The organism is Streptomyces sp. NPDC006872 (assembly GCF_040635845.1).
GTDB lineage: Bacteria > Actinomycetota > Actinomycetes > Streptomycetales > Streptomycetaceae > Streptomyces.
Window position 1 is genome coordinate 985,121 of sequence record NZ_JBEYIL010000001.1, and the last position, 22,122, is coordinate 1,007,242.

Genomic DNA, 22,122 nt, shown 5'->3' on the forward strand with positions numbered 1-22,122 from the left:
TGGATCTTGGGTTGGGTGTTGGGCTCGGACTCGGGCTCGGACGCGGAGGCGGGTTGGGGCTTGGGAACGGTCTTGGGGCGGGCGAAGGTGTGGGCCAAGGTGTGGGCGAAGGTGTGGGGGCGGGGAAAGGCAACGGGGTGAGCGGCGGGCCCTCGGCCGCCGAGTAGCGTCGCCGCCGTCCGTCGACCTGCGTCAGGTGTCGTGACGGCGGTGTCTGCCGGGCCCACGTAAGGTGTCGTGGCGGCGGTGTCTGTCTGCCGGGCCCGCTCAGGGGTCGTGGCTGTCGGTGAGTCGTGTGTGCTGCGTGGCGCATGACGCGGTTGTCTTGTTCGGGTGGATTTGATTCGATTCTCCGTCCGTATCCCGGACCCTCCCCAAACCGGCTCGCGTACCCACCCCCCTCCTCCCATACGCTTGTGCCGTGACCCCCGTCGAGCTGTCTCGGACCGTGCTGCGCGCGGTGCGTTGTGCTGTTGACGACGGGGAGCTCAGCGTGGCCGTTCCGGTGCGGGCCGTGGTCGGGCCGCCGGGGGCCGGAGGGCGTGGGGACTACGCGACCGGCATCGCCCTGCAGCTCGCCCGGTCCGCCGGGCAGCCCCCGTTGCGGGTTGCCGAGGTGCTGCGGTCGTATCTTGCGCGGGCCGAAGGCGTCACCGGGGTCGAGATCACCGGGCCGGGGTTCCTCAACATCAGCCTTGACGGTTCTGCCGTCTCCGACCTCGTCCGGCGGGTCCGGAGCGAGGGAGTGCGGTACGGGCACAGCGATCGTCTCGCCGGGCAGGTGTTCGAGGTGCGGGTGCCTTACGAGGTGCGGGCCGAGGTTCTCGCCGATGTGCTCGCGCGGATCATCGGGGCGCAGGGCGGTCGTGTCGACGTCCGGCACGAGGTCCGGAACGGAGTCCGGCATGGAGTCCTGCAGGGGCTCGGGCATGGACGTGAAGGAGGCACCCCCCTTCTGGCCGTCCCCGCTCCTGAGGATCCCGCGTTTCTCGGGCTCGATGCCGCTCGGTGGGCGCTGCTCCATCCTGCCCCGCATGATCGGCCCCGGATCACCGCCGACCACCTGGTCCAGCGAGAGAGCAACCCTCTCTTCCGGGTCCGCTACGCCCACGCCCGTATCCGGGCCGTGCGACGCAACGCCGCCGACCTCGGGTTCGTCGCCGGACCTGGTCCTGGCCCCGACCTCGCTCCCGGCCCAGACCTCGGTCCCGACCTCGCCCGCGGCCCCGACACCGACCCCGGCCTCGCCCCCGCGTACGGACGTGACCTCGTCGCCTTTCTCGCCGACTACCCCCGCGTCCTCGCGACCGCCGTCCCCGAAGTCCCCGACGTTCCCGCCGTCCCCGAAGTCCCCGACGTTCCCGCCGTCCCCGAAGTCCCCGCCGTGACCTCCGGTCCCGGCCTCGGCCTCGGCCTCGGCCTCGACCCCTCCGCTCCCTCCCGTCTCACCCGTCATCTCCTCGCTGTCGCCGACGCCGCCCTCCCCCTCCTCCCCGAGGTGCTTCCCCGTGGTGAGGAGAAACCCTCGGCCGCCCACCGTGCCCGGCTTGCGCTTGCCGAAGCTGCCGGGGTGGTGCTGGCCGGCGGCCTGTCCCTGCTCGGCATCGACGCACCCGACCACCTCTGACATCTCTGACCTCTCTGACCTCTCAGAGACTTCTGAAAGAGCACGCCCAGATGAGCCGATCCGCCCACCCCGCCGGGCCCCGCCACGCCGATGTCCTTCCCGAAGGGCACTACTCCGCTCCGCCCGCCGATCTCAACACCCTCGACGCGAAGGTCTGGGCGCAGACCGTCGCCCGCAACGCCGACGGTGTCGTGACCGTCGGCGGGGTCGACGTCCTCAGCCTCGCCGAGCAGCACGGCACCCCGGCCTACATCCTCGACGAGGCCGACTTCCGCGACCGGGCCCGCGCCTGGCGTACCGCCTTCGGGGCCGACGCCGACGTCTTCTACGCCGGCAAGGCGTTCCTGTCCCGGGCCGTCGTGCGATGGCTGCACGAAGAGGGGCTCAACCTCGATGTGTGCAGCGGTGGGGAGCTGACCACCGCCCTCTCCGCCGGGATGCCCGCCGATCGCATCGCCTTCCACGGCAACAACAAGTCCGGCGACGAGATCCGGCGGGCCATCGACGCCGGTGTCGGGCGTATCGTCCTCGACTCTTTCCAGGAGATCGTCCGGGTCGCGCACATCGCGCAGGAGCTCGGGAAGCGGCAGCGGGTTCAGATTCGGATCACCGTCGGGGTCGAGGCGCACACGCACGAGTTCATCGCCACCGCCCACGAGGATCAGAAGTTCGGGATTCCGCTCGCCGGCGGGCAGGCTGCCGAGGCCGTGCGGCGCGCTCTTCAGCTCGACGGGCTCGAGCTGGTCGGGATCCACTCCCACATCGGATCGCAGATCTTCGACATGTCGGGGTTCGAGGTCGCCGCGCACCGGGTGGTCGGGCTGCTGAAGGACGTCCGCGACGAGCACGGGGTCGAGCTGCCCGAGATCGACCTCGGCGGTGGGCTCGGGATCGCCTACACGAGTGACGACGATCCGCGGGAGCCGCACGAGATCGCCAAGGCGCTCACCGAGATCGTCACCCGGGAGTGTGAGGCCGCCCGGCTGCGGACGCCGCGCATCTCCGTCGAGCCCGGGCGGGCCATCGTCGGGCCGACCGCCTTCACCCTCTACGAGGTCGGCACCATCAAGCCCCTCGACGGGCTGCGGACGTACGTCTCCGTCGACGGCGGTATGTCGGACAACATCCGCACCGCGCTGTACGACGCCGAGTACAGCGTCGCGCTCGTCTCCCGGACCAGCGATGCCGCGCCCATGCTCAGCCGGGTCGTCGGCAAGCACTGTGAGAGTGGGGACATCGTGGTCAAGGATGCGTTCCTGCCCTCCGACCTGGCGCCCGGTGATCTCATCGCCGTGCCCGCCACCGGCGCCTACTGCCGGTCCATGGCCAGCAACTACAACCATGTGCTGCGGCCGCCCGTCGTCGCCGTGCACGAGGGGGCCTCGCGGGTCGTCGTGCGGCGGGAGACCGAGGAGGATCTGCTGCGGCTCGACGTCGGCTGAGTCTGCCGCTGAGCCATCGCACCGGAAACAAAAAGAAACGGAAAGCGCGGGCGGAGAATCTTCTGTCTGTCGCCCCTGCGAAAATGAAATAGATGTCTCACGATCCGGACCGGGGATAGAAACTCCGGTCCGGTGGGTGAGACTGGGTCAACCGGAAACAACCGTAGACGGTATGAGGAAACGAGGTCGGATGATGCGTACGCGTCCGCTGAAGGTGGCGCTGCTGGGCTGTGGAGTGGTCGGCTCAGAGGTGGCGCGCATCATGACGACGCACGCCGACGACCTCGCCGCGAGGATCGGCGCCCCCGTGGAACTGGCGGGCGTCGCCGTGCGGCGGCCCTCCAAGGTCCGGGACGGCATCGACCCCTCCCTCGTCACCACCGACGCCACCGCACTCGTCAAGCGCGGCGACATCGACGTCGTCGTCGAGGTCATCGGCGGCATCGAGCCCGCTCGTACGCTCATCACCACCGCCTTCGAGTACGGCGCCTCCGTCGTCTCCGCGAACAAGGCGCTGCTCGCCCAGGACGGCGCCGCGCTGCACGCCGCCGCCGAGGAGCACGGCGAGGACCTCTATTACGAGGCCGCCGTCGCCGGCGCCATTCCGCTGATCCGGCCGCTGCGCGAGTCCCTCGCCGGGGACAAGGTGAACCGGGTGCTCGGGATCGTCAACGGCACCACCAACTTCATCCTCGACAAGATGGACAGCACGGGCGCCGGGTATCAGGAGGCCCTCGACGAGGCCACCGCCCTGGGGTACGCCGAGGCCGATCCGACCGCCGACGTGGAGGCCTTCGACGCCGCCGCCAAGGCCGCCATCCTCGCCGGCATCGCCTTCCACACGCGCGTGCGCCTCGACGACGTCTACCGCGAGGGCATGACCGAGGTCACCGCCTCCGACTTCGCCTCGGCGCGGGCGATGGGCTGCACCATCAAGCTGCTCGCCATCTGCGAGCGGGCGGCCGACGGGGGCTCCGTCACCGCGCGCGTGCACCCGGCGATGATCCCGCTGACCCACCCGCTCGCCTCCGTCCGCGGTGCCTACAACGCCGTGTTCGTCGAGTCGGACGCGGCCGGGCAGCTCATGTTCTACGGTCCCGGCGCCGGCGGTTCTCCCACCGCCTCCGCCGTGCTCGGCGACCTCGTCGCCGTCTGCCGCAACCGGCTCAGCGGGGCGACGGGGCCCGGCGAGTCGGCGTATGCCGCCCTGCCGGTGTCGCCGATGGGCGATGTCGTCACCCGCTACCACATCAGCCTTGACGTCGCGGACAAACCGGGCGTTCTCGCCCAGGTGGCCACCGTCTTCGCCGAGCACGGGGTGTCGATCGATACCGTGCGGCAGCAGGGACGCCAAGACGGCGGTGGCGAGGCCTCTCTCGTCGTCGTCACCCATCGCGCGTCCGACGCCTCCCTGACCGGGACCGTCGAGGCGCTGCGCAAGCTCGACACCGTGCGGGGTGTCGCCAGCATCATGCGGGTTGAAGGAGAGTAACCAGCAATGACCCACCAGTGGCGCGGAATCATCGAGGAGTACCGGGACCGGCTGCCGGTATCCGACAGCACGCCGGTCGTGACGCTCCGTGAGGGCGGCACGCCCCTCGTGCCCGCGCAGGTGCTCTCCGAGCGCACGGGCTGCGAGGTCCACCTCAAGGTGGAGGGCGCCAACCCCACCGGGTCCTTCAAGGACCGCGGCATGACCATGGCGATCACGCGGGCCAAGGAGGAGGGCGCGCAGGCCGTCATCTGTGCCTCTACGGGCAACACGTCTGCCTCCGCCGCCGCCTACGCGGTGCGCGCGGGCATGGTCTCGGCCGTCCTCGTGCCGCGCGGCAAGATCGCGCTCGGCAAGATGGGGCAGGCGCTCGTGCACGGCGCGAAGATCCTCCAGGTCGACGGCAACTTCGACGACTGCCTCACGCTGGCCCGTGAGCTGAGCGACAACTACCCGGTGGCGCTGGTCAATTCGGTCAACCCGGTGCGGATCGAGGGCCAGAAGACGGCCGCGTTCGAGATCGTGGACATGCTCGGGAACGCCCCCGACATCCATGTGCTGCCGGTCGGCAACGCGGGCAACATCACCGCGTACTGGAAGGGCTACCAGGAGTACGCCGCCGACGGCATCGCGGCGCAGACGCCCCGGATGTGGGGTTTCCAGGCGTCCGGCAGCGCCCCGATCGTGCGCGGCGAGATCGTCAAGGACCCGTCGACCATCGCCACCGCGATCCGCATCGGCAACCCCGCCTCCTGGAAGTTCGCGCTGGCGGCGCAGGAGGAGTCCGGCGGCTTCATCGACGAGGTGACGGACCGTGAGATCCTGCGCGCCTACCGGCTGTTGGCCGCTCAGGAGGGCGTCTTCGTGGAGCCCGCGTCCGCCGCGTCCGTGGCCGGTCTGCTGAAGGCCGCCGAGCAGGGCAAGGTCGACCCGGGGCAGCGGATCGTCTGCACGGTCACCGGAAACGGTCTGAAGGACCCGGACTGGGCCGTCGCCGGCGCCCCGCAGCCGGTCACCGTCCCGGTCGACGCGGTCACGGCGGCCCAGCGTCTCGGCCTCGCCTGAGCGACCCGGGCGTGACGAGTCCCCGACGGGCGACCTTCCGACTTTCGAAGGCGACCCGCCGGGGGCTTTCCGCAACGGGGGTGCACAGGGGGCTTGCGACACGCATCGTGCGCCTCCTGTGCGCCCTATGTCGCCGCAGAACCTTCCTTCGATAGGCTGTACTGAACCCGCCCGCCGCATATGCCGCAGTGCCGCGTCGCCGCCAGCCAGTGGCCGTCGCCCGTAGCCGTCGCGGTCCCAGGGTTCTCCCATACGCATCGAATGTCATTCGACAGTCCCGCAGCTCAAGGAGAGTCATCGCGAGATGGCCGGTCCCGCCTTCCGCGCCGCCCCCGTCCGGGTGCGCGTCCCCGCCACCAGCGCCAACCTCGGCCCGGGCTTCGACGCCTTCGGCCTGGGGCTGGGGCTCTACGACGACGTCGTCGTCCGGGTGGCCGACTCCGGGCTGCACATCGACATCGCGGGGGAGGGCAGCGAGACGCTGCCGCGTGACGAGAAGCATCTCCTCGTCCGCTCCCTGCGCACCGCGTTCGACGTCCTGGGCGGCCAGCCGCGCGGCCTGGAGATCGTCTGCGCCAACCGCATCCCGCACGGCCGGGGCCTCGGCTCCTCCTCCGCCGCGATCTGCGCCGGCATCGTCGCCGCGCGCGCGGTGACCATAGGCGGCGAGAGCAGGCTCGACGACGCCGCGCTGCTCGAACTCGCCACCGAGATCGAGGGGCACCCGGACAACGTCGCGGCCTGTCTGCTGGGCGGGTTCACCCTGTCCTGGATGGAGTCGGGCGCCGCGCGGGCGATCAGGATGGACCCTGCCGATTCCATCGTTCCGGTGGTTTTCGTGCCCGGGAAGCCGGTTCTCACCGAGACCGCGCGCGGACTGCTCCCGCGCTCCGTTCCGCACGTCGACGCCGCCGCCAACGCGGGCCGGGCCGCGCTGCTCGTCGAGGCCCTCACCCGGCGCCCCGAACTGCTGTTGCCCGCCACCGAGGACCGGCTGCACCAGGAGTACCGCGCGCCGGCGATGCCGGAGAGCGCGGCGCTCGTGGAGCGGCTGCGCGCCGACGGGATTCCCGCAGTGATTTCCGGTGCGGGACCCACGGTGATGGCGCTGACCGACGCGGCCACGGCCGACAAGGTCGAGGCCTCGGCCGGTGCGGACTGGGCCGCGAACCGCCTGGCCATGGACTTGCAGGGGGCGTGCGTGCTGCCTCTTGCACCCTCCGGCGACATTTAACAAGCGCACGGTTGCCGGATTTCGAGAGGGGGAATGTTTGTTGGATCCGGTAGTGTTAACCTCAAGTCTGCACCCGACCCCACCATGGCGAGGTGCTTCGTGTCCCCGTCAGGGACAGACATTCTTCCGGGAGCTCCCCAAGCCGCACTGCGTTCCGTATGTCGTACCTGGGCAGTACGCCGTGCAACGACGCTGAGCGGTCCACGGGGCACGCTCCGGAATCGGTGCGACCACGCCACGTGACACTGGGTGTCACGGCTCGTCGAGGAAGCGCCATCACCAGAAAACTCTTCCGCCGCTCCGGCGGACAACCGCCCCGGCTTCGCCACAGCAAGGACCGAAGTCGGACAGCACAACCGGTCGCCGAGCCAGACAGGCCGACGTCCGCTCCAGGGAAGGACCCTTCGTGAGCGACACCACCGATCTGATGGGCGCACGTGTCGAGGAGACCGCTGCCGCGCCCGCCACGGACGCCTCCGCGCCTGCCAGCGGTGCCGGCTCCCGGCGGCGCCGCGGTACCGGCCTCGAGGGCATGGTGCTGGCCGAGCTGCAGCAGGTCGCATCGGGCCTCGGCATCAAGGGCACGGCGCGTATGCGCAAGAGCCAGCTGATCGAGGTCATCAAGGAGGCGCAGGCGGGAGGGGGCTCCGCGGCCTCCAAGGCGGCTGCCGCCCCCGCCGGGGAGGTCGCCGAGACCAAGCCCAAGCGCCGCGCCACCTCGAAGAGCCGTACGGGCGATGCCGCCGAGAAGAAGGCGGAAGCCGCTCCGGCCGAGGCCCCCGCCGAGAAGGCCGTGGCCCAGCAGCAGATCGAGATTCCCGGCCAGCCGGCCGGCGGGAACGAAGCCCCCGCCGAGCGCCGTCGCCGCCGCGCCACCGCCGAGGCGGGCAGCCCCGAGACGGTCGTCGCCGAGGCGAAGAGCGCCCCGAAGGCCGAGACGCCCGCCGCGGTGCAGACCGAGGCTCCCGCGCAGCCGCAGGGCGACGCCAAGAACGACGTCGACGGTGGCGACGGCCGCCGCCGCGACCGCCGTGAGCGTGGCCGCGACCGCGGCGAGCGCACCGAGCGCACCGAGCGCACCGAGCGCACCGACCGCGGTGAGCGTGGCGACCGCCGCAAGAGCGAGGACCAGCAGGGCGGTCAGCCGCAGCGCGGCGGCCAGCAGCAGGGCTCGCAGCAGAGCGGTGGCCGCCAGGACCGCCAGGACCGTCAGCAGCGCGACAACGGGCCGCAGGACGACGACGACTTCGACGGCGGCCGGCGTGGCCGGCGTGGCCGTTACCGCGACCGCCGCGGCCGTCGTGGGCGTGACGAGATCGGCACGGCCGAGCCGCAGCTCACCGACGACGACGTCCTGATCCCCGTCGCGGGCATCCTGGACATCCTCGACAACTACGCCTTCATCCGTACGTCGGGCTACCTGCCGGGCCCCAACGACGTGTACGTCTCCCTCGCCCAGGTCCGCAAGAGCGGTCTGCGCAAGGGCGACCACGTCACGGGCGCGGTCCGTCAGCCCAAGGAGGGCGAGCGCCGCGAGAAGTTCAACGCGCTGGTCCGGCTGGACTCCGTCAACGGCATGGCGCCCGAACAGGGCCGTGGCCGCCCGGAGTTCAACAAGCTGACGCCGCTGTACCCGCAGGACCGGCTCCGCCTGGAGACCGACCCGGGTGTGCTGACGACCCGCATCATCGACCTCGTCGCGCCCATCGGCAAGGGCCAGCGCGGTCTGATCGTGGCCCCGCCGAAGACCGGCAAGACCATGATCATGCAGGCGATCGCCAACGCGATCACGCACAACAACCCCGAGTGCCACCTGATGGTCGTCCTGGTCGACGAGCGTCCGGAAGAGGTCACCGACATGCAGCGGTCGGTGAAGGGCGAGGTCATCTCCTCGACCTTCGACCGCCCGGCCGAGGACCACACCACGGTCGCCGAGCTCGCCATCGAGCGCGCCAAGCGTCTGGTGGAGCTGGGCCACGACGTCGTCGTGCTGCTCGACTCGATCACGCGTCTGGGCCGTGCGTACAACCTCGCCGCCCCGGCCTCCGGCCGCATCCTGTCCGGTGGTGTCGACTCGACCGCGCTGTACCCGCCGAAGCGCTTCTTCGGCGCCGCGCGCAACATCGAGGACGGCGGCTCGCTGACCATCCTGGCCACCGCGCTCGTCGACACCGGCTCGCGCATGGACGAGGTCATCTTCGAGGAGTTCAAGGGCACCGGCAACGCGGAGCTCAAGCTCGACCGGAAGCTCGCCGACAAGCGCATCTTCCCGGCGGTGGACGTCGACGCGTCCGGTACCCGTAAGGAAGAGATCCTGCTCGGCAACGAGGAGCTGGCGGTCACCTGGAAGCTGCGCCGGGTGCTGCACGCGCTCGACCAGCAGCAGGCGATCGAACTGCTCCTCGACAAGATGAAGCAGACGAAGTCGAACATCGAGTTCCTGATGCAGATCCAGAAGACGACGCCGACGTCGGGCAACAACGACTGACGACGGTCCGAAAAGGCTGGAAAGGAAGGGTCGCTCCCCGTTCTCGGGAGGCGGCCCTTTCCGCTGTTCCACGACGGGGTACTATCTCGCCTTCGGTCATGTTTTCGACCATGAACTTTCAGATCCCTAGGGGGGACTTGAGTGGGTACACCCACGTCCGGGGGACGGCGTCACAGACGTCGGATGCGGATCGTTCTGCCGGTTGCCGCGGCCGGCCTCGCCGCCGCGGTGGCCGGTGCGCTGCTGACCTCGTCGGCGCAGGCGGCCGAGGCGCCGCCGACGCCCAAGGCCAGCGCGCCGTCGGCGAAGGAACTGCAGAAGCGGCTCGACATCGCCGTGGCCGGTGACGACATCGCGGGCAAGACGTCGAAGGCGTCCCTGAGCGCGAGCGAAGGCGCCGCCACCACGATCGACCCGAAGATCATCGGCGGCACCACCACCACGATCACCAAGGCGCCCTGGATGGCGCAGCTCTGGTACGGGGACGATCGCGGCACCCCCGACAACACCAGCGACGACATCGGCTTCTTCTGCGGCGGCGCGGTCGTCTCGCCGACGAAGATCCTCACCGCCGCGCACTGCGTCAAGGGCTACGACTGGAAGGCCAACGGCGCGATCGTCACCGGCACGTCGCAGCTGCCGTCCGAGGGCGATGTGCACGGCGGCACCGTCAGCGGCGTGTGGCTCCAGTGGAACCACTGGTCGTACAGCGCGTCGTCGCTGGACAACGACATCGCCGTGCTGACCCTGCCGAACCCGATCAAGGCCACGCCGATCCCGATGATCACGTCGGCCAACACCGGGTCGTACGTCGCGGGCACCAAGGCCACGGTCTACGGCTGGGGCCGCACCAGCTCCACCAGCCAGGACATCTCCGACACGCTGAAGACGGCCACGCTGCCGATCCAGTCGGACAACACCTGCGCGAACTACTACGGCGCCGACTTCGTCAAGGGCCACATGGTGTGCGCGGGCGACCCCGCCACCGGCAGCGACGAGGGCACCAACTCCGCCTGCAACGGCGACTCCGGCGGTCCGCTGGTCTACGGCGGCCGGATCGTGGGCGTCGTCTCCTGGGGCGTGACGGACTGCGTCGAGAGCGGTGCGTACAGCGTCTTCAGCAAGGTCACCTCGTACGTCGGCACGGTCTATCCGCGCATCGACGACACCAATCTCAGCGGTGACCACAACGCGGACCTGTTCGCGCGCAACTCCAGCAACCAGATCGGCTACGAGCTGGACTCCAAGGGCACCTCGCTGGCCGCGCGGCTGTCCTGGGGCACCTGGAGCGGCTACAACCTCATCGTGCAGGCCGACCTGGACCGCGACGGCTACCAGGACCTGATCGTGCGCCGCACGTCCGACGGGGACGTCTTCTGGAAGCACTACGTGCCCGCCAGCGGAACCTGGGCGAACAAGCTCATCGGCGACAACTGGAAGTCCCGTCTGGCGATCGTCGCCCCCGGTGACGTCACCGGCGACTACCTGCCCGACCTGGTCTCCGTGGACTCCGCCGGCGTGCTGTGGATCTACCCGGGCAAGGGCAACGGCAGCTTCGGCGCCGTGTCGAAGGCGGGCACGGGCTGGAACAGCTTCAACTTCGTGCGCGGCCACGGCGACTTCAACAACGACGGCAAGGCCGACCTGCTGGCCCGCAACAAGACCAGCGGCGCGGTCTACCTGTTCCGAGGTCGGGGCGTCACCGGCACGGGCGCCTTCGCGCCCGGCCTCAAGGTGGCGACCTGGAGCAACGCCACCTACAACGCGTTCGCCACGGTCGGCGACGTCAACGGCGACGGCAAGGCCGACCTGCTGGCCCGCACGCCCGCCGGCAAGCTGGTCCTGTACCGGGGCAACGGCGGCGCCACAAATGTGATCTTTTCCGCAGCGCTGTCCCTCGGCACAACGTTCAAGCAGTACGACATTCTCGGCTGAGTCAGGCCGAAGACGCAGGTGAGCGGTGTGCTCCACGCCCACTTGCGAAACGCTCCGTGTCCGGTCCGCAGCGGATCGGGCACGGAGCGTTTGTGCAACCCTGTCCCGAGTTTCCCCGTCTGACCTGGCGGAGTGACGATGGTGAGGTTGCACGAGAACAGAGGAGCACATGTCCGCCGACAGCACGCCGGAGCCCGGCATACCGGGTGAGGCCGGCACGACGAGCGGCGCGGCCGGCGGCACCGGCCCGCGCCACCGCAAGCAGCGAGGCAGACACAAGGGGCTGCTGATCGCCGCGTGGACCGCCGCGGGCATCCTCGTACTGGGCGGCACCGGTGTGGGCTACCTGTACTTCAAGCTCAACGGGAACATCAAGAGCGTCGACATCGACCAGGCGCTGGGCACCAACCGGCCCACCAAGGTCGACAACGGCTCCGAGAACATCCTCGTCCTCGGCTCGGACACCCGCTCCGGCGCCAACAAGAAGCTCGGCGGCGGCGCCGACGACGGCAGCGCCCGCTCCGACACCGCGATGATCATCCACGTGTACGAGGGCCACAAGAAGGCCAGTGTGGTCTCCATCCCCCGCGACACCCTCATCGACCGCCCCGCCTGCACGGACACCAAGGGCGTCACCCACGACGCCGCGTCCGACGTCATGTTCAACTCGGCGTACTCCACGGGCGGCGCCGCCTGCGCCGTGAAGACGGTCGAGTCGATCAGCGGCGTCCGGATGGACCACTACCTGGAAGTCGACTTCTCCGGCTTCGAGAAGCTCATCGACGAACTCGGCGGCGTCGAGGTCACCACGACCAAGGCCATCGACGACCCCGACAGCCATCTGAACCTCAAGGCCGGCACGCACACGCTCACCGGCGAGCAGGCGCTCGGCCTGGTCCGCACCCGGCACGGCGTCGGCGACGGCTCCGACCTCGGCCGCATCCAGCTCCAGCAGGCCTTCATCAAGGCCCTGGTCGAGCAGGTCAAGCACGTCGGCCTGTTCACCAGCGGCACGAAGCTGTACGACCTCGCCAACACCGCGACCAAGGCCGTCACGACCGACTCCGACCTCGGCTCGCTGAACTCCCTGATGTCCTTCGCGAACGGTCTGAAGGGCATCAGCTCGGCGAACATGAACATGGTGACGATGCCGGTCGTGTACGACCCGGCCAACCCCAACCGGGTCATCGTCGCCGAGGCGAAGGCGAAGCAGGTCTGGGCGGCGCTGAAGAACGATCTGCCGATCCCGAAGGCGGCGACCGAGGGCAACGCGACCGGCGAGGCGGCGGGGGTCGTGACGTCGTCGTAGGGGCGCGCGAAAAGCCCCCGGCGGCCCGCGGGGAATAGATCAGGGCAACCCCCGGTTTTGGGGGATGCGGCCAGTCCTGGCAGACTGGTACGTCGGCCCCGGTTCACGCTGGTCGTGTCCCGCGACAGCGACCCGGCGCCCTCCCGAAACTAGGAGACACCTTGAAGCGCGACATCCACCCCGAGTACGTCGAGACGCAGGTCAGCTGCACCTGTGGCGCGTCGTTCACCACCCGCAGCACGATCGAGAGCGGTTCCATCCGCGCCGACGTCTGCTCCGAGTGCCACCCGTTCTACACGGGCAAGCAGAAGATCCTCGACACCGGTGGCCGTGTGGCCCGCTTCGAGGCCCGCTTCGGCAAGGCTTCCGCCGGCTCCAAGAAGTAGCGAGCCCCTTTTCGCCGGTCCACGGTCGTGTCCCCGCCCAGGGGCACGCCGGGACCGGCGTTTTTGGTCGCCCGCCCTTCCCCCACGCACGTCTAGGAGCCCACCATGTTCGAGGCCGTCGAGGAGTTGCTCGGTGAGCACGCCGACCTGGAGAAGAAGCTGGCCGATCCGTCGGTCTTCGCCGACCAGGCCAACGCGCGCAAGCTGAACAAGCGTTACGCCGAGCTGACCCCCATCGTCGGCACGTACCGCTCCTGGAAGCAGACCGGCGACGACATCGAGACCGCGCGCGAGTTCGCCGCCGACGACCCCGACTTCGTGGCCGAGGTCAAGGAGCTGGAGAAGCAGCGCGAGGAACTCACCGAGAAGCTGCGCCTGCTGCTCGTCCCGCGGGACCCCAACGACGACAAGGACGTCATCCTCGAAGTCAAGGCGGGCGCCGGCGGTGACGAGTCGGCGCTGTTCGCCGGGGATCTGCTGCGGATGTATCTGCGGTACGCCGAGCGCGTGGGGTGGAAGACCGAGATCATCGACGCCACCGAGTCCGAGCTGGGCGGCTACAAGGACGTCCAGGTCGCGGTGAAGACCAAGGGCGGCCAGGGCGCCACCGAGCCCGGACAGGGCGTGTGGGCGCGGCTGAAGTACGAGGGCGGCGTGCACCGGGTGCAGCGGGTGCCGGCGACCGAGTCGCAGGGGCGGATCCACACCTCCGCCGCCGGTGTGCTCGTCACGCCCGAGGCCGAGGAGGTCGACGTCGAGATCAACGCGAACGATCTCCGCATCGACGTGTACCGGTCCTCCGGTCCCGGCGGCCAGTCCGTCAACACGACCGACTCCGCGGTGCGCATCACGCACATTCCCACCGGAGTCGTCGCCTCCTGCCAGAACGAGAAGAGCCAGCTGCAGAACAAGGAGCAGGCGATGCGTATCCTGCGCTCCAGGCTGCTCGCAGCGGCACAGGAGGAAGCGGAGCGGGAGGCCGCGGACGCCCGTCGCAGCCAGGTCCGCACCGTCGACCGCTCCGAGAAGATCCGCACGTACAACTTCCCGGAGAACCGCATCTCGGACCACCGCGTGGGCTTCAAGTCGTACAACCTGGACCAGGTCCTGGACGGCGACCTCGACGCGGTGATCCAGGCCTGCGTCGACGCGGACTCGGCCGCCAAGCTCGCAGCCGCGTAAGGCACCGCACGCACCAGTACGACACGGAGGACTTGCGTGAACCTGCTGCTCGCAGAGGTGGCCCAGGCCACCCAGCGGCTGGCCGACGCCGGCGTGCCCTCGCCGCGCAACGACGCGGAGGAGCTCGCCGCGTTCGTGCACGCCGTGAAGCGCGGTGAGCTCCACTCCGTCAAGGACTCCGACTTCGACGCCCGCTACTGGGAGACCATCGCCCGGCGTGAGCAGCGTGAGCCGCTGCAGCACATCACCGGGCGGGCCTTCTTCCGGTATCTGGAGCTCCAGGTCGGCCCCGGAGTCTTCGTGCCACGCCCCGAGACCGAGTCGGTGGTGGGCTGGGCCATAGACGCCGTACGCGCCATGGACGTCGTCGAGCCCCGGATCGTCGACCTGTGCACCGGCAGCGGCGCCATCGCGCTCGCCCTCGCCCAGGAGGTCCCGCGCTCCGCTGTGCACGCCGTGGAGCTGTCCGAGGACGCCCTGCGCTGGACGCGCAAGAACATGGAGGGGTCCAGGGTCGACCTGCGTCAGGGCGACGCCCTGGACGCCTTCCGCGACCTCGACGGCCAGGTCGACCTGGTCGTCTCCAACCCCCCGTACATCCCGCTCACCGAATGGGAGTACGTCGCTCCCGAGGCGCGGGACTACGACCCCGAACTCGCCCTGTTCTCCGGCGAGGACGGCCTCGACCTGATCCGGGGCATCGAACGCACCGCACACCGGCTGCTCCGTCCGGGCGGTGTCGTCGTCATCGAGCACGCCGACACCCAGGGCGGCCAGGTGCCGTGGATCTTCACCGAGGAACGGGGGTGGGCCGACGCGGCCGACCACCCCGACCTCAACAAGCGCCCGCGCTTCGCCACCGCACGCAGGGCGATGCCGTGAGCGCGCCCCACACTTGTGACCCGCAGCAGTACGTGTACGAGGAGGCCCGCTAAATGGCTCGGCGATACGACACCAACGACGCGACCGACCGCGTGACCGGTCTGCGCGAGGCCGCGTCCGCCGTCCGTCGTGGCGAGCTCGTGGTCCTGCCGACCGACACGGTGTACGGGATCGGCGCCGACGCGTTCTCCTCGGAGGCCGTCGTCGACCTCCTCGCGGCCAAGGGGCGGGGCCGCAACATGCCCACTCCGGTGCTGATCGGCTCCCCGAACACCCTGCACGGCCTGGTCACGGACTTCTCCGAGCTGGCCTGGGAGCTGGTCGACGCGTTCTGGCCGGGCGCGCTGACGCTCGTCGCCAAGCACCAGCCGTCCCTGCAGTGGGACCTGGGGGACACCCGGGGCACGGTCGCCGTGCGCATGCCACTGCACCCGGTCGCCATCGAGCTGCTGACGGAGGTCGGCCCGATGGCGGTCTCCTCCGCCAACCTGACCGGTCACCCCGCGCCGGAGAACTGCGACCACGCGCAGGAGATGCTCGGCGACTCCGTCTCCGTCTACCTCGACGGCGGCCCGACCCCCGGCAACGTCCCCTCCTCGATCGTCGACGTCAGCCGAGAGGTGCCGCTGCTGCTGCGTGAGGGCGCGATCACCGTGGACGAGCTGCGGAAGGTCGTACCCGACCTCGAGGTGGCGAATTGACAGCCCCTGACGCGGGGCGTGGCATAGGCAACGGGGAACGCGCCGCGGAACAGACGACGACGTTCGGGTTTCCGCGCGACACCTTCCGCATCCTCCACGTCAGCACCGGAAACGTCTGCCGCTCGCCCATCACCGAGCGGCTGACCCGGCATTTCGTGTCCCAGCGGCTCGGCCTGCTGGGCGGCGGGCTGATCGTGGAGAGCGCGGGCACCTGGGGCCACGAGGGCGCGCCGATGGAGGCCAACGCGGAGACCGTGCTGGCCGACTTCGGCGCGGACGCCACCGGCTTCACCGGCCGCGAGCTCCTCGACGAGCACGTCATCATGGCCGACCTGGTCCTGACGGCGACCCGCGACCACCGCGCCCAGGTCATCTCCATGGGCCACTCGGCGGGCCTGCGCACCTTCACCCTGAAGGAGTTCACCCGTCTGGTGAACGCCATCGACCCCACCACGCTCCCGCCGCTGGACGAGGGCGTGGTCATGCGCGCCCGCGCCCTGGTGCGCGCCGCGGCGGCGCTACGCGGGTGGCTCCTGGCCCCCACGCTGGAGGCGGACGAGGTCTACGACCCCTACGGCGCGCCCCTCCCGTTCTTCCGCTCGATCGGCGACGAGATACACGAGGCCCTGGACCCGGTCGTCACGGCGCTGACGGGCGTACCCGCGCGCGCTTGACGAGGGCCGCACGGAGTCGGCGGACGGTGGCCGCCGCAGCGGCCCGCTGCCCGTGAGGCCCGCAGGGCCGAGCGGTGCGAGGGGCGCGTCGGGGATCGGGTCCCGGTCGTCACGCCGACGGGCGTACCCGCGCGGAGGTGACAACCGCGCGTCTCCTCCGCCCCGGGCCTACATTGGACGTACGTCATCGTCGACGCCCGGAGCGCATCATGTCGGTCACCCATGTCCCCGAGGCCGATGTCCTGCGCCGGCAGGACCCCGAGCTGGCCGAGATCCTGCTCGGGGAACGGGAGCGGCAGGCGACGACGCTGCAGCTGGTCGCCGCCGAGAACTTCACCTCGCCCGCCGTGCTGGCCGCGCTTGGCTCGTCGCTCGCCAACAAGTACGCGGAGGGGTATCCGGGGGCCAGACACCACGGCGGCTGCGAGATCGTCGACGTCGCCGAGCGCATCGCCGTGGACCGCGCCAAGGCGCTGTTCGGCGCCGAGCACGCCAACGTCCAGGCCCACTCGGGCTCCTCGGCGGTGCTGGCCGCCTACGCCGCCCTGCTGCGGCCCGGGGACACCGTGCTCGCGCTGGGGCTGCCCTACGGGGGCCATCTCACCCACGGCTCGCCGGCGAACTTCTCCGGGCGCTGGTTCGACTTCGTCCCCTACGGGGTGGACGCCGAGACCGGGCTCGTCGACCACGAGCAGGTCCGCACGCTGGCCCGGAGCCACCGGCCCAAGGCGATCGTGTGCGGGTCCATCGCCTACCCCCGCCACCTCGACTACGCCTTCTTCCGGGAAGTGGCCGACGAGGTCGGCGCCTATCTCATCGCCGACGCCGCCCACCCCATCGGGCTCGTCGCCGGGGGAGCGGCGCCCAGCCCGGTGCCGTACGCCGACATCGTCTGCGCCACCACGCACAAGGTGCTGCGCGGGCCGCGCGGCGGGATGATCCTGTGCGGCGCCGAGCTCGCCGAGCGGGTGGACCGGGCCGTCTTCCCGTTCACCCAGGGCGGCGCGCAGATGCACACCATCGCCGCGAAGGCGGTCGCGTTCGGCGAGGCGGCAACACCGGCGTTCACCGTGTACGCCCATCAGGTGGTCGCCAACGCGAGGGTTCTGGCGGCCGCTCTGGAGGAGGCGGGGCTGGTCGTCACGACCGGCGGCACCGACACCCATCTCATCACCGCCGACCCGGCGCCCCTCGGCGTCGACGGGCGCACCGCGCGCGGGCTGCTCGCGGCCGCCGGGATGGTGCTGGACTGCTGCGCACTGCCGCATGCGCACGTCCGTGGGCTGCGCCTGGGCACCGCGGCGGTCACCACCCAAGGCATGGGGCAGGAGGAGATGAGGCGGGTCGCGGCGCTGCTCGCGGGGGTGCTGCGGGACGAGATCGAGGGCAAGAAGGCCCGCGAGGAGGTGCGTGAGCTGACCCTGGCGTTCCCGCCCTACCCGGGCTGAACCGGGGCGTACGGACCTCGTGCGCGCCCCGTGGACACCCCTGTGCACACCCCTGGCGCTCCTTCTCACAGCCTCACGTGAAACCATCGTCACTACCCGGAAGTCCTCACACATATGCGACACATATGCGCCGAGTAGGAGTCGATCGCTAGGGTGTGGGACTGAGATGGCCAGCGAGACCTGTGGGGAAGCCTGTGCGTGAATACCTGCTGACGCTCTGCATCACGGCCGCGGTGACGTATCTGCTGACAGGGCCGGTACGTAAGTTCGCGATCGTGGCCGGAGCGATGCCGGAGATCAGGGCCCGTGACGTGCACCGGGAACCGACTCCGCGCCTCGGCGGGATCGCGATGTTCTTCGGCCTGTGCGCCGGTCTGCTGGTCGCCGACCATCTCACCAACCTCAACGAGGTCTTCGAGAAGTCGAACGAGCCGCGCGCCCTGCTTTCCGGGGCGGCGCTGATCTGGCTGATCGGCGTCCTGGACGACAAGTTCGAGATCGACGCCCTGATCAAGCTGGGCGGCCAGATGATCGCCGCCGGCGTCATGGTCATGCAGGGTCTGACGATCCTGTGGCTGCCCATCCCGCTGGTCGGCACGGTCGCGCTGACCCAGTGGCAGGGCACCCTGCTGACGGTGGCGCTGGTCGTCATCACCATCAACGCCGTCAACTTCGTGGACGGTCTGGACGGCCTCGCCGCGGGCATGGTGTGCATCGCGTCGGCCGCGTTCTTCATGTACGCCTACCGCATCTGGTATTCGTACGGCATCGAGGCCGCCGCTCCGGCGACGCTGTTCGCGGCGATTCTGATGGGCATGTGCCTGGGCTTCCTGCCGCACAACATGCATCCCGCCCGGATCTTCATGGGCGACTCGGGCTCGATGCTGATCGGGCTGGTGCTGGCCGCGGGCGCGATCTCCATCACGGGGCAGGTCGACCCCGATGTGATGAAGCTGTTCTCCGGGTCCGAGCGCAACGCCGTCCACCAGATGGTGCCGGTCTACATCCCGCTGGTGATGCCGCTGACGATCATCGCGATCCCGGCCGCCGACCTGGTTCTGGCGATCGTGCGCCGCACCTGGCGCGGCCAGTCGCCGTTCGCGGCGGACCGCGGGCATCTGCACCACCGGCTGCTGGAGATCGGCCACTCGCACAGCCGTGCGGTGCTGATCATGTACTTCTGGTCGGCGCTGATCGGGTTCGGCGCGCTCGCCTACTCCGTCAACGCGGCCTCGATGTGGATCGTCCTCGGTGTGGTGTTCCTCAGCGCGATCGGGCTGCTGCTGCTCCTGCTGCCGCGCTTCACGCCGCGTGCGCCGCGCTGGGCCGAGTCGTTCGTCCCGCCGCGCTACCGGCGCCCGACGGCCGCCCCGGGCGAGATCCTGGTGTCCGCCCCCGCCGCGGTCGCCGTGTCGGCAGCCCCGTCCGAGCGCGTCGCGGAGACGGTCCCGGCCCGCGAGCCGGGCGTCCCGCGCACCCTGCACGGCAGCACGGCCCTGTCGGAGCGCACCGCCCGCCTGCGCACCCAGGAGCGCGAGCGCGCATAGCGGCAGCTCCCGTCAGTGCGGGGACCAGGCTCGGTGCAGGGTGGTGCAGACCTCGCCCACGGTGGCTCTCGCGGCCAGGGCGTCCTTCATGGGGTAGAGGACGTTGTCGGTGCCCCGGGCGGCCTGGTGGAGGCGTAGGAGGGCCTCGTCCACGGCGGACTGGATGCGCCAGGCGCGCAGTTTCGCCAGGCGTTCGGCCTGGCCGGCCTGTAACGCCTGGGAGGCCGGGTGCGGGCGGGGGATACGGCGGCGGGTCGGGACGGCGTGGCCGAGGAGGGTGAGCGTGCCGTGCTGTCGGTGCATGCGGTCCAGTACGGCCAGCGCCGCGGCGTCGAGGGCTCTGGGGAGGGGGCGGAGCGCGGGAGCGGGCGAGCGGTGTCGGGGGTGTTGGACGTACAGGCGCGGGGTGGGCAGGCCCGGGGTGAGGTGGTCGTGTGCCGTGCGGGTCCAGACGGTGCGGGCCGCGCGCAGTTTCGTCCGGCTCTCGCGGGCTGTGGCACCCGCGGTGAGGCAGATGGTGAGCCGGCGGGCCACCGCGCGCGGGTCCAGGCCCGCCGTGGCCGCCGCGCGCAGGTACTCGACGCCGCCCGCGACGGTGCGGGCGACCTCGAGCGCCGGGTCGGCGTCCGGTCCGGCCAGCTGGTGGCCGCAGATCGACAGGCACTGCCAGCGCGGCAGCTCGGCCAGGCCGTAGGCGACCACGTTCATGGCCAGCCGCAGCTTCGGTCGGTGGGGGAGGCCGTCGGGTCCGCGGTCGAGGATTCTGCGGAAGACGTCGTTGCGGACCGCCCCGGTGAGCCGGCGGGCCGGGGTGCCGTGCTCCTCGGCGACCAGCTGGTAGAGGAGCAGCAGCGGGGCCGCCGAGACGTCGGCGGCCAGCGTGGGGAAGATCCGCTCCAGCCGGAGTCCGCCGAACAGCACCCGCATGTCGTCGATCGAGTCGACGGGCACCCCGCAGTGGCCGACCAGTCCGTGGGCCTGGGGTGCGTCGGAGTCGAGGCCGGCCCGCGTGGGCAGGTCGAAGACGACCGGCACGGTCCGGGCACCGTCGGCCACCCGCTGCCGGAACCCGGCGTTGACCTCGGCCGCGGTGCCGGAGACGCTCATGCCACGATCGTCGTGACGATGATCCCTTGTGCCACGAGCCAGCGGCCGTGGAGGTTGCGCAGGGCGGGGTGCGCCGCGCGTAGGGCCGTGGGCAGGACCCGGGCGTGGAAGGTGCCGCCCAGGGGGTCGACGTCGATCAGCGCGTCCTCGAATCCGAGGGGCAGCCCAGTGGCCGGGAACCATGCCTTGTAGACGCTCTCCTTGGCGCTGAACAGCAGCTTTCCCCAGCTGACGCCGGGGTGCCGGGCCGTGTGCTCCTTGACCTGCACCTGTTCGGCGGGGAGTGCGATGACCTCCAGGACGCCCTCCGGGAGCGGCAGGTCGGGTTCCGCGTCGATGCCCACGGCCGTGACGGCGGGCGTACGGGCGACGGCGGCGGCGCGATAGCCGGCGCAGTGCGTGATGGCCCCGCAGACGCCGGCGGGCCAGTGCGGTGCGCCGCGGGGCGTGGCGAGCAGCGGGGCCGGCCGGATGCCGCCGAGCGCAGCCAGCGCCCGGTGCGCGCAGTGCCGGCCGGTGGCGAACTCCCGGCGGCGGCCGTCCACGGCGTCCCGGACGAGCGCGGCCTCCTCCGGGTGCAGGGCGTCGACGGGGGCGTCGGCGAACATCTCGTGGGCCGCGACCTGCGGCGGCAGGATCCGCTCGATCACGCGCCCACACCGCCCAGCCGGGCCGGCGTCGGCGCCAGGACGTCGACCGGCCACTCCCGTCGCCGTGGGTGGCGTTGCCATTCCCGTGGATAGCCGAGGGACACCTCGTGATGGGGCACGCCGTCGCAGTGGATCACCCGGGGGATGTGCAGATGGCCGTGGACGACCGCGGCGGCCCGGTATCTGAGGTGCCAGTCCGCCGTCGACGCGGTGCCGCACCACAGGGCGAACTCGGGGTGGCGCAGGACGCGGGTGGGTTCGCGGACGAGCGGGAAGTGGTTGACCAGGACGGTGGGCCGGTCGTCGGGCAGCGCGTCGAGCCGGGCGCGGGTCGACGTGAGCCGGGCCCGGCACCAGGCCTCGCGGCTCGGGTAGGGGTCCGGGTGCAGCATGAACTCGTCGGTGCAGATCACCCCGGCCTCGTCGGCGAGGCGCAGCGCGTGGCTCTTCGACCGGGCTCCCGGCGGCAGGAAGCTGTAGTCGTAGAGGAGGAAGAGCGGGGCGACGGTCACCGGGCCGCCCGCGCCGTGCCAGACGGGGTACGGGTCCTCCGGGGTGACGACGCCGAGTTCGCGGCAACGGTCCACCAGGTGCCGGTACTTGAGCTCGCCGCGCAGTTCGTCGGGGTCGCCGGGCGCGGTCCACAGCTCGTGGTTGCCGGGGGCCCAGACGACCTGGGCGAACCGGTCCCGGAGGAGGGACAGGGCCCAGACGACGTCGGCGACGCTCTCGCCGACGTCGCCGGCGACGAGCAGCCAGTCGTCGGCGGAGTCGGGGCGCAGGTTCTGGACGATGTCCCGGTTCTGCTGGTGGCGGACGTGGATGTCGCTGATGGCGAGGAGCCGGCCGCGTGGTCGATCCTGGCTCAATCCTGCCCCTTCCCGGACCCCGGCCGCCGATGCTGCGGCGGCGCTGCGTGGCACAGCCTGAGCCACTGCCCCGGGCCGGCGAAA

18 protein-coding genes are annotated in these 22,122 nt (G+C 70.9%); 15 read left to right on the forward strand and 3 right to left on the reverse strand.

All coding sequences use genetic code 11. The features are described from left to right. The first annotated feature begins 421 nt into the window (after nucleotides 1–421). The 15 genes from nrtL (at nucleotide 422) to ABZ725_RS04660 (ending at nucleotide 19,412) form a co-directional block, all read left to right on the forward strand. Nucleotides 422–1,627 carry an ArgS-related anticodon-binding protein NrtL gene (gene nrtL, locus ABZ725_RS04590; RefSeq protein WP_358801263.1) on the forward strand — a complete coding sequence of 402 codons (1,206 nt, stop codon included), beginning with the start codon at nucleotides 422–424 and terminating at the stop codon, nucleotides 1,625–1,627. A 50-nt stretch (nucleotides 1,628–1,677) separates the two neighbouring features. Next, the gene (gene lysA, locus ABZ725_RS04595; protein ID WP_358801264.1) at nucleotides 1,678–3,069 is read left to right on the forward strand and encodes a diaminopimelate decarboxylase; all 1,392 of its coding nucleotides are present in this window, start codon (nucleotides 1,678–1,680) and stop codon (nucleotides 3,067–3,069) included. A gap of 193 nt (nucleotides 3,070–3,262) precedes the next feature. After that, complete coding sequence (locus ABZ725_RS04600; protein ID WP_358801382.1) at nucleotides 3,263–4,561, forward strand: homoserine dehydrogenase; 1,299 nt, start codon at nucleotides 3,263–3,265, stop codon at nucleotides 4,559–4,561. A gap of 6 nt (nucleotides 4,562–4,567) precedes the next feature. Further along, nucleotides 4,568–5,626, forward strand: coding sequence for a threonine synthase (gene thrC, locus ABZ725_RS04605; RefSeq protein ID WP_358801265.1), 1,059 nt, complete (start codon nucleotides 4,568–4,570; stop codon nucleotides 5,624–5,626). 304 nt (nucleotides 5,627–5,930) lie between these two features. Beyond that, the gene (thrB, locus tag ABZ725_RS04610; RefSeq protein ID WP_351903502.1) at nucleotides 5,931–6,860 is read left to right on the forward strand and encodes a homoserine kinase; all 930 of its coding nucleotides are present in this window, start codon (nucleotides 5,931–5,933) and stop codon (nucleotides 6,858–6,860) included. A 406-nt stretch (nucleotides 6,861–7,266) separates the two neighbouring features. Continuing rightward, nucleotides 7,267–9,348: a transcription termination factor Rho gene (rho, locus tag ABZ725_RS04615; protein ID WP_358801266.1), complete on the forward strand. Its 2,082-nt coding sequence runs from the start codon at nucleotides 7,267–7,269 to the stop codon at nucleotides 9,346–9,348. A 183-nt stretch (nucleotides 9,349–9,531) separates the two neighbouring features. Next, a complete protein-coding gene (locus tag ABZ725_RS04620; RefSeq protein ID WP_358801267.1) occupies nucleotides 9,532–11,283 on the forward strand; it encodes a trypsin-like serine protease in 1,752 nt (583 codons plus the stop codon). Nucleotides 11,284–11,452: 169 nt separating this feature from the next. Then, nucleotides 11,453–12,592 carry an LCP family protein gene (locus ABZ725_RS04625; protein ID WP_358801268.1) on the forward strand — a complete coding sequence of 380 codons (1,140 nt, stop codon included), beginning with the start codon at nucleotides 11,453–11,455 and terminating at the stop codon, nucleotides 12,590–12,592. Nucleotides 12,593–12,753: 161 nt separating this feature from the next. Beyond that, on the forward strand, nucleotides 12,754–12,978 hold the full coding sequence (gene rpmE, locus ABZ725_RS04630) for a 50S ribosomal protein L31 (protein WP_351903514.1): 225 nt from the start codon (nucleotides 12,754–12,756) through the stop codon (nucleotides 12,976–12,978). 105 nt (nucleotides 12,979–13,083) lie between these two features. Continuing rightward, a complete protein-coding gene (gene prfA, locus ABZ725_RS04635; protein ID WP_351903517.1) occupies nucleotides 13,084–14,160 on the forward strand; it encodes a peptide chain release factor 1 in 1,077 nt (358 codons plus the stop codon). Nucleotides 14,161–14,196: 36 nt separating this feature from the next. Beyond that, nucleotides 14,197–15,042 (forward strand): peptide chain release factor N(5)-glutamine methyltransferase, encoded by an 846-nt coding sequence (gene prmC, locus ABZ725_RS04640; RefSeq protein ID WP_358801269.1) that lies wholly within the window; start codon nucleotides 14,197–14,199, stop codon nucleotides 15,040–15,042. A 53-nt stretch (nucleotides 15,043–15,095) separates the two neighbouring features. Beyond that, nucleotides 15,096–15,743 carry an L-threonylcarbamoyladenylate synthase gene (locus ABZ725_RS04645; RefSeq protein WP_358801270.1) on the forward strand — a complete coding sequence of 216 codons (648 nt, stop codon included), beginning with the start codon at nucleotides 15,096–15,098 and terminating at the stop codon, nucleotides 15,741–15,743. Continuing rightward, complete coding sequence (locus tag ABZ725_RS04650; protein WP_358801271.1) at nucleotides 15,740–16,417, forward strand: protein-tyrosine-phosphatase; 678 nt, start codon at nucleotides 15,740–15,742, stop codon at nucleotides 16,415–16,417. The genes ABZ725_RS04645 and ABZ725_RS04650 overlap by 4 nt, the downstream gene beginning before the upstream one ends. 209 nt (nucleotides 16,418–16,626) lie before the next feature. Continuing rightward, entirely contained in the window at nucleotides 16,627–17,865 is a 1,239-nt protein-coding gene (glyA, locus tag ABZ725_RS04655; RefSeq protein WP_358801272.1) for a serine hydroxymethyltransferase, read from the forward strand. 194 nt (nucleotides 17,866–18,059) lie between these two features. Beyond that, nucleotides 18,060–19,412 (forward strand): MraY family glycosyltransferase, encoded by a 1,353-nt coding sequence (locus ABZ725_RS04660; protein ID WP_358801273.1) that lies wholly within the window; start codon nucleotides 18,060–18,062, stop codon nucleotides 19,410–19,412. A gap of 12 nt (nucleotides 19,413–19,424) precedes the next feature. Here ABZ725_RS04660 and ABZ725_RS04665 read toward each other — a convergent pair whose 3' ends face one another. From ABZ725_RS04665 to ABZ725_RS04675, 3 genes are read right to left on the reverse strand one after another with little or no spacing between them, the layout of a single operon-like run. After that, complete coding sequence (locus tag ABZ725_RS04665; RefSeq protein WP_358801274.1) at nucleotides 19,425–20,519, reverse strand: methylmalonyl-CoA mutase family protein; 1,095 nt, start codon at nucleotides 20,517–20,519, stop codon at nucleotides 19,425–19,427. Next, a complete protein-coding gene (locus ABZ725_RS04670; RefSeq protein WP_358801275.1) occupies nucleotides 20,516–21,169 on the reverse strand; it encodes a 4'-phosphopantetheinyl transferase superfamily protein in 654 nt (217 codons plus the stop codon). Before ABZ725_RS04670 ends, ABZ725_RS04665 begins: the two co-directional genes overlap by 4 nt. Further along, nucleotides 21,166–22,038 (reverse strand): metallophosphoesterase, encoded by an 873-nt coding sequence (locus ABZ725_RS04675; protein WP_358801276.1) that lies wholly within the window; start codon nucleotides 22,036–22,038, stop codon nucleotides 21,166–21,168. The genes ABZ725_RS04670 and ABZ725_RS04675 overlap by 4 nt, the downstream gene beginning before the upstream one ends. Nucleotides 22,039–22,122 lie beyond the last annotated feature (84 nt).

What these genes read in the sequence shown, in the direction of transcription:
- ABZ725_RS04665 (WP_358801274.1), bottom strand. Translation starts at nt 20,519, where the DNA reads ATGAGCGTCTCCGGCACCGCGGCCGAGGTCAACGCCGGGTTCCGGCAG.
- ABZ725_RS04600 (WP_358801382.1), top strand. Translation starts at nt 3,263, where the DNA reads ATGCGTACGCGTCCGCTGAAGGTGGCGCTGCTGGGCTGTGGAGTGGTC.
- thrB (WP_351903502.1), top strand. Translation starts at nt 5,931, where the DNA reads ATGGCCGGTCCCGCCTTCCGCGCCGCCCCCGTCCGGGTGCGCGTCCCC.
- ABZ725_RS04645 (WP_358801270.1), top strand. Translation starts at nt 15,096, where the DNA reads ATGGCTCGGCGATACGACACCAACGACGCGACCGACCGCGTGACCGGT.
- prfA (WP_351903517.1), top strand. Translation starts at nt 13,084, where the DNA reads ATGTTCGAGGCCGTCGAGGAGTTGCTCGGTGAGCACGCCGACCTGGAG.
- lysA (WP_358801264.1), top strand. Translation starts at nt 1,678, where the DNA reads ATGAGCCGATCCGCCCACCCCGCCGGGCCCCGCCACGCCGATGTCCTT.
- ABZ725_RS04620 (WP_358801267.1), top strand. Translation starts at nt 9,532, where the DNA reads ATGCGGATCGTTCTGCCGGTTGCCGCGGCCGGCCTCGCCGCCGCGGTG.
- glyA (WP_358801272.1), top strand. Translation starts at nt 16,627, where the DNA reads ATGTCGGTCACCCATGTCCCCGAGGCCGATGTCCTGCGCCGGCAGGAC.
- thrC (WP_358801265.1), top strand. Translation starts at nt 4,568, where the DNA reads ATGACCCACCAGTGGCGCGGAATCATCGAGGAGTACCGGGACCGGCTG.
- ABZ725_RS04625 (WP_358801268.1), top strand. Translation starts at nt 11,453, where the DNA reads ATGTCCGCCGACAGCACGCCGGAGCCCGGCATACCGGGTGAGGCCGGC.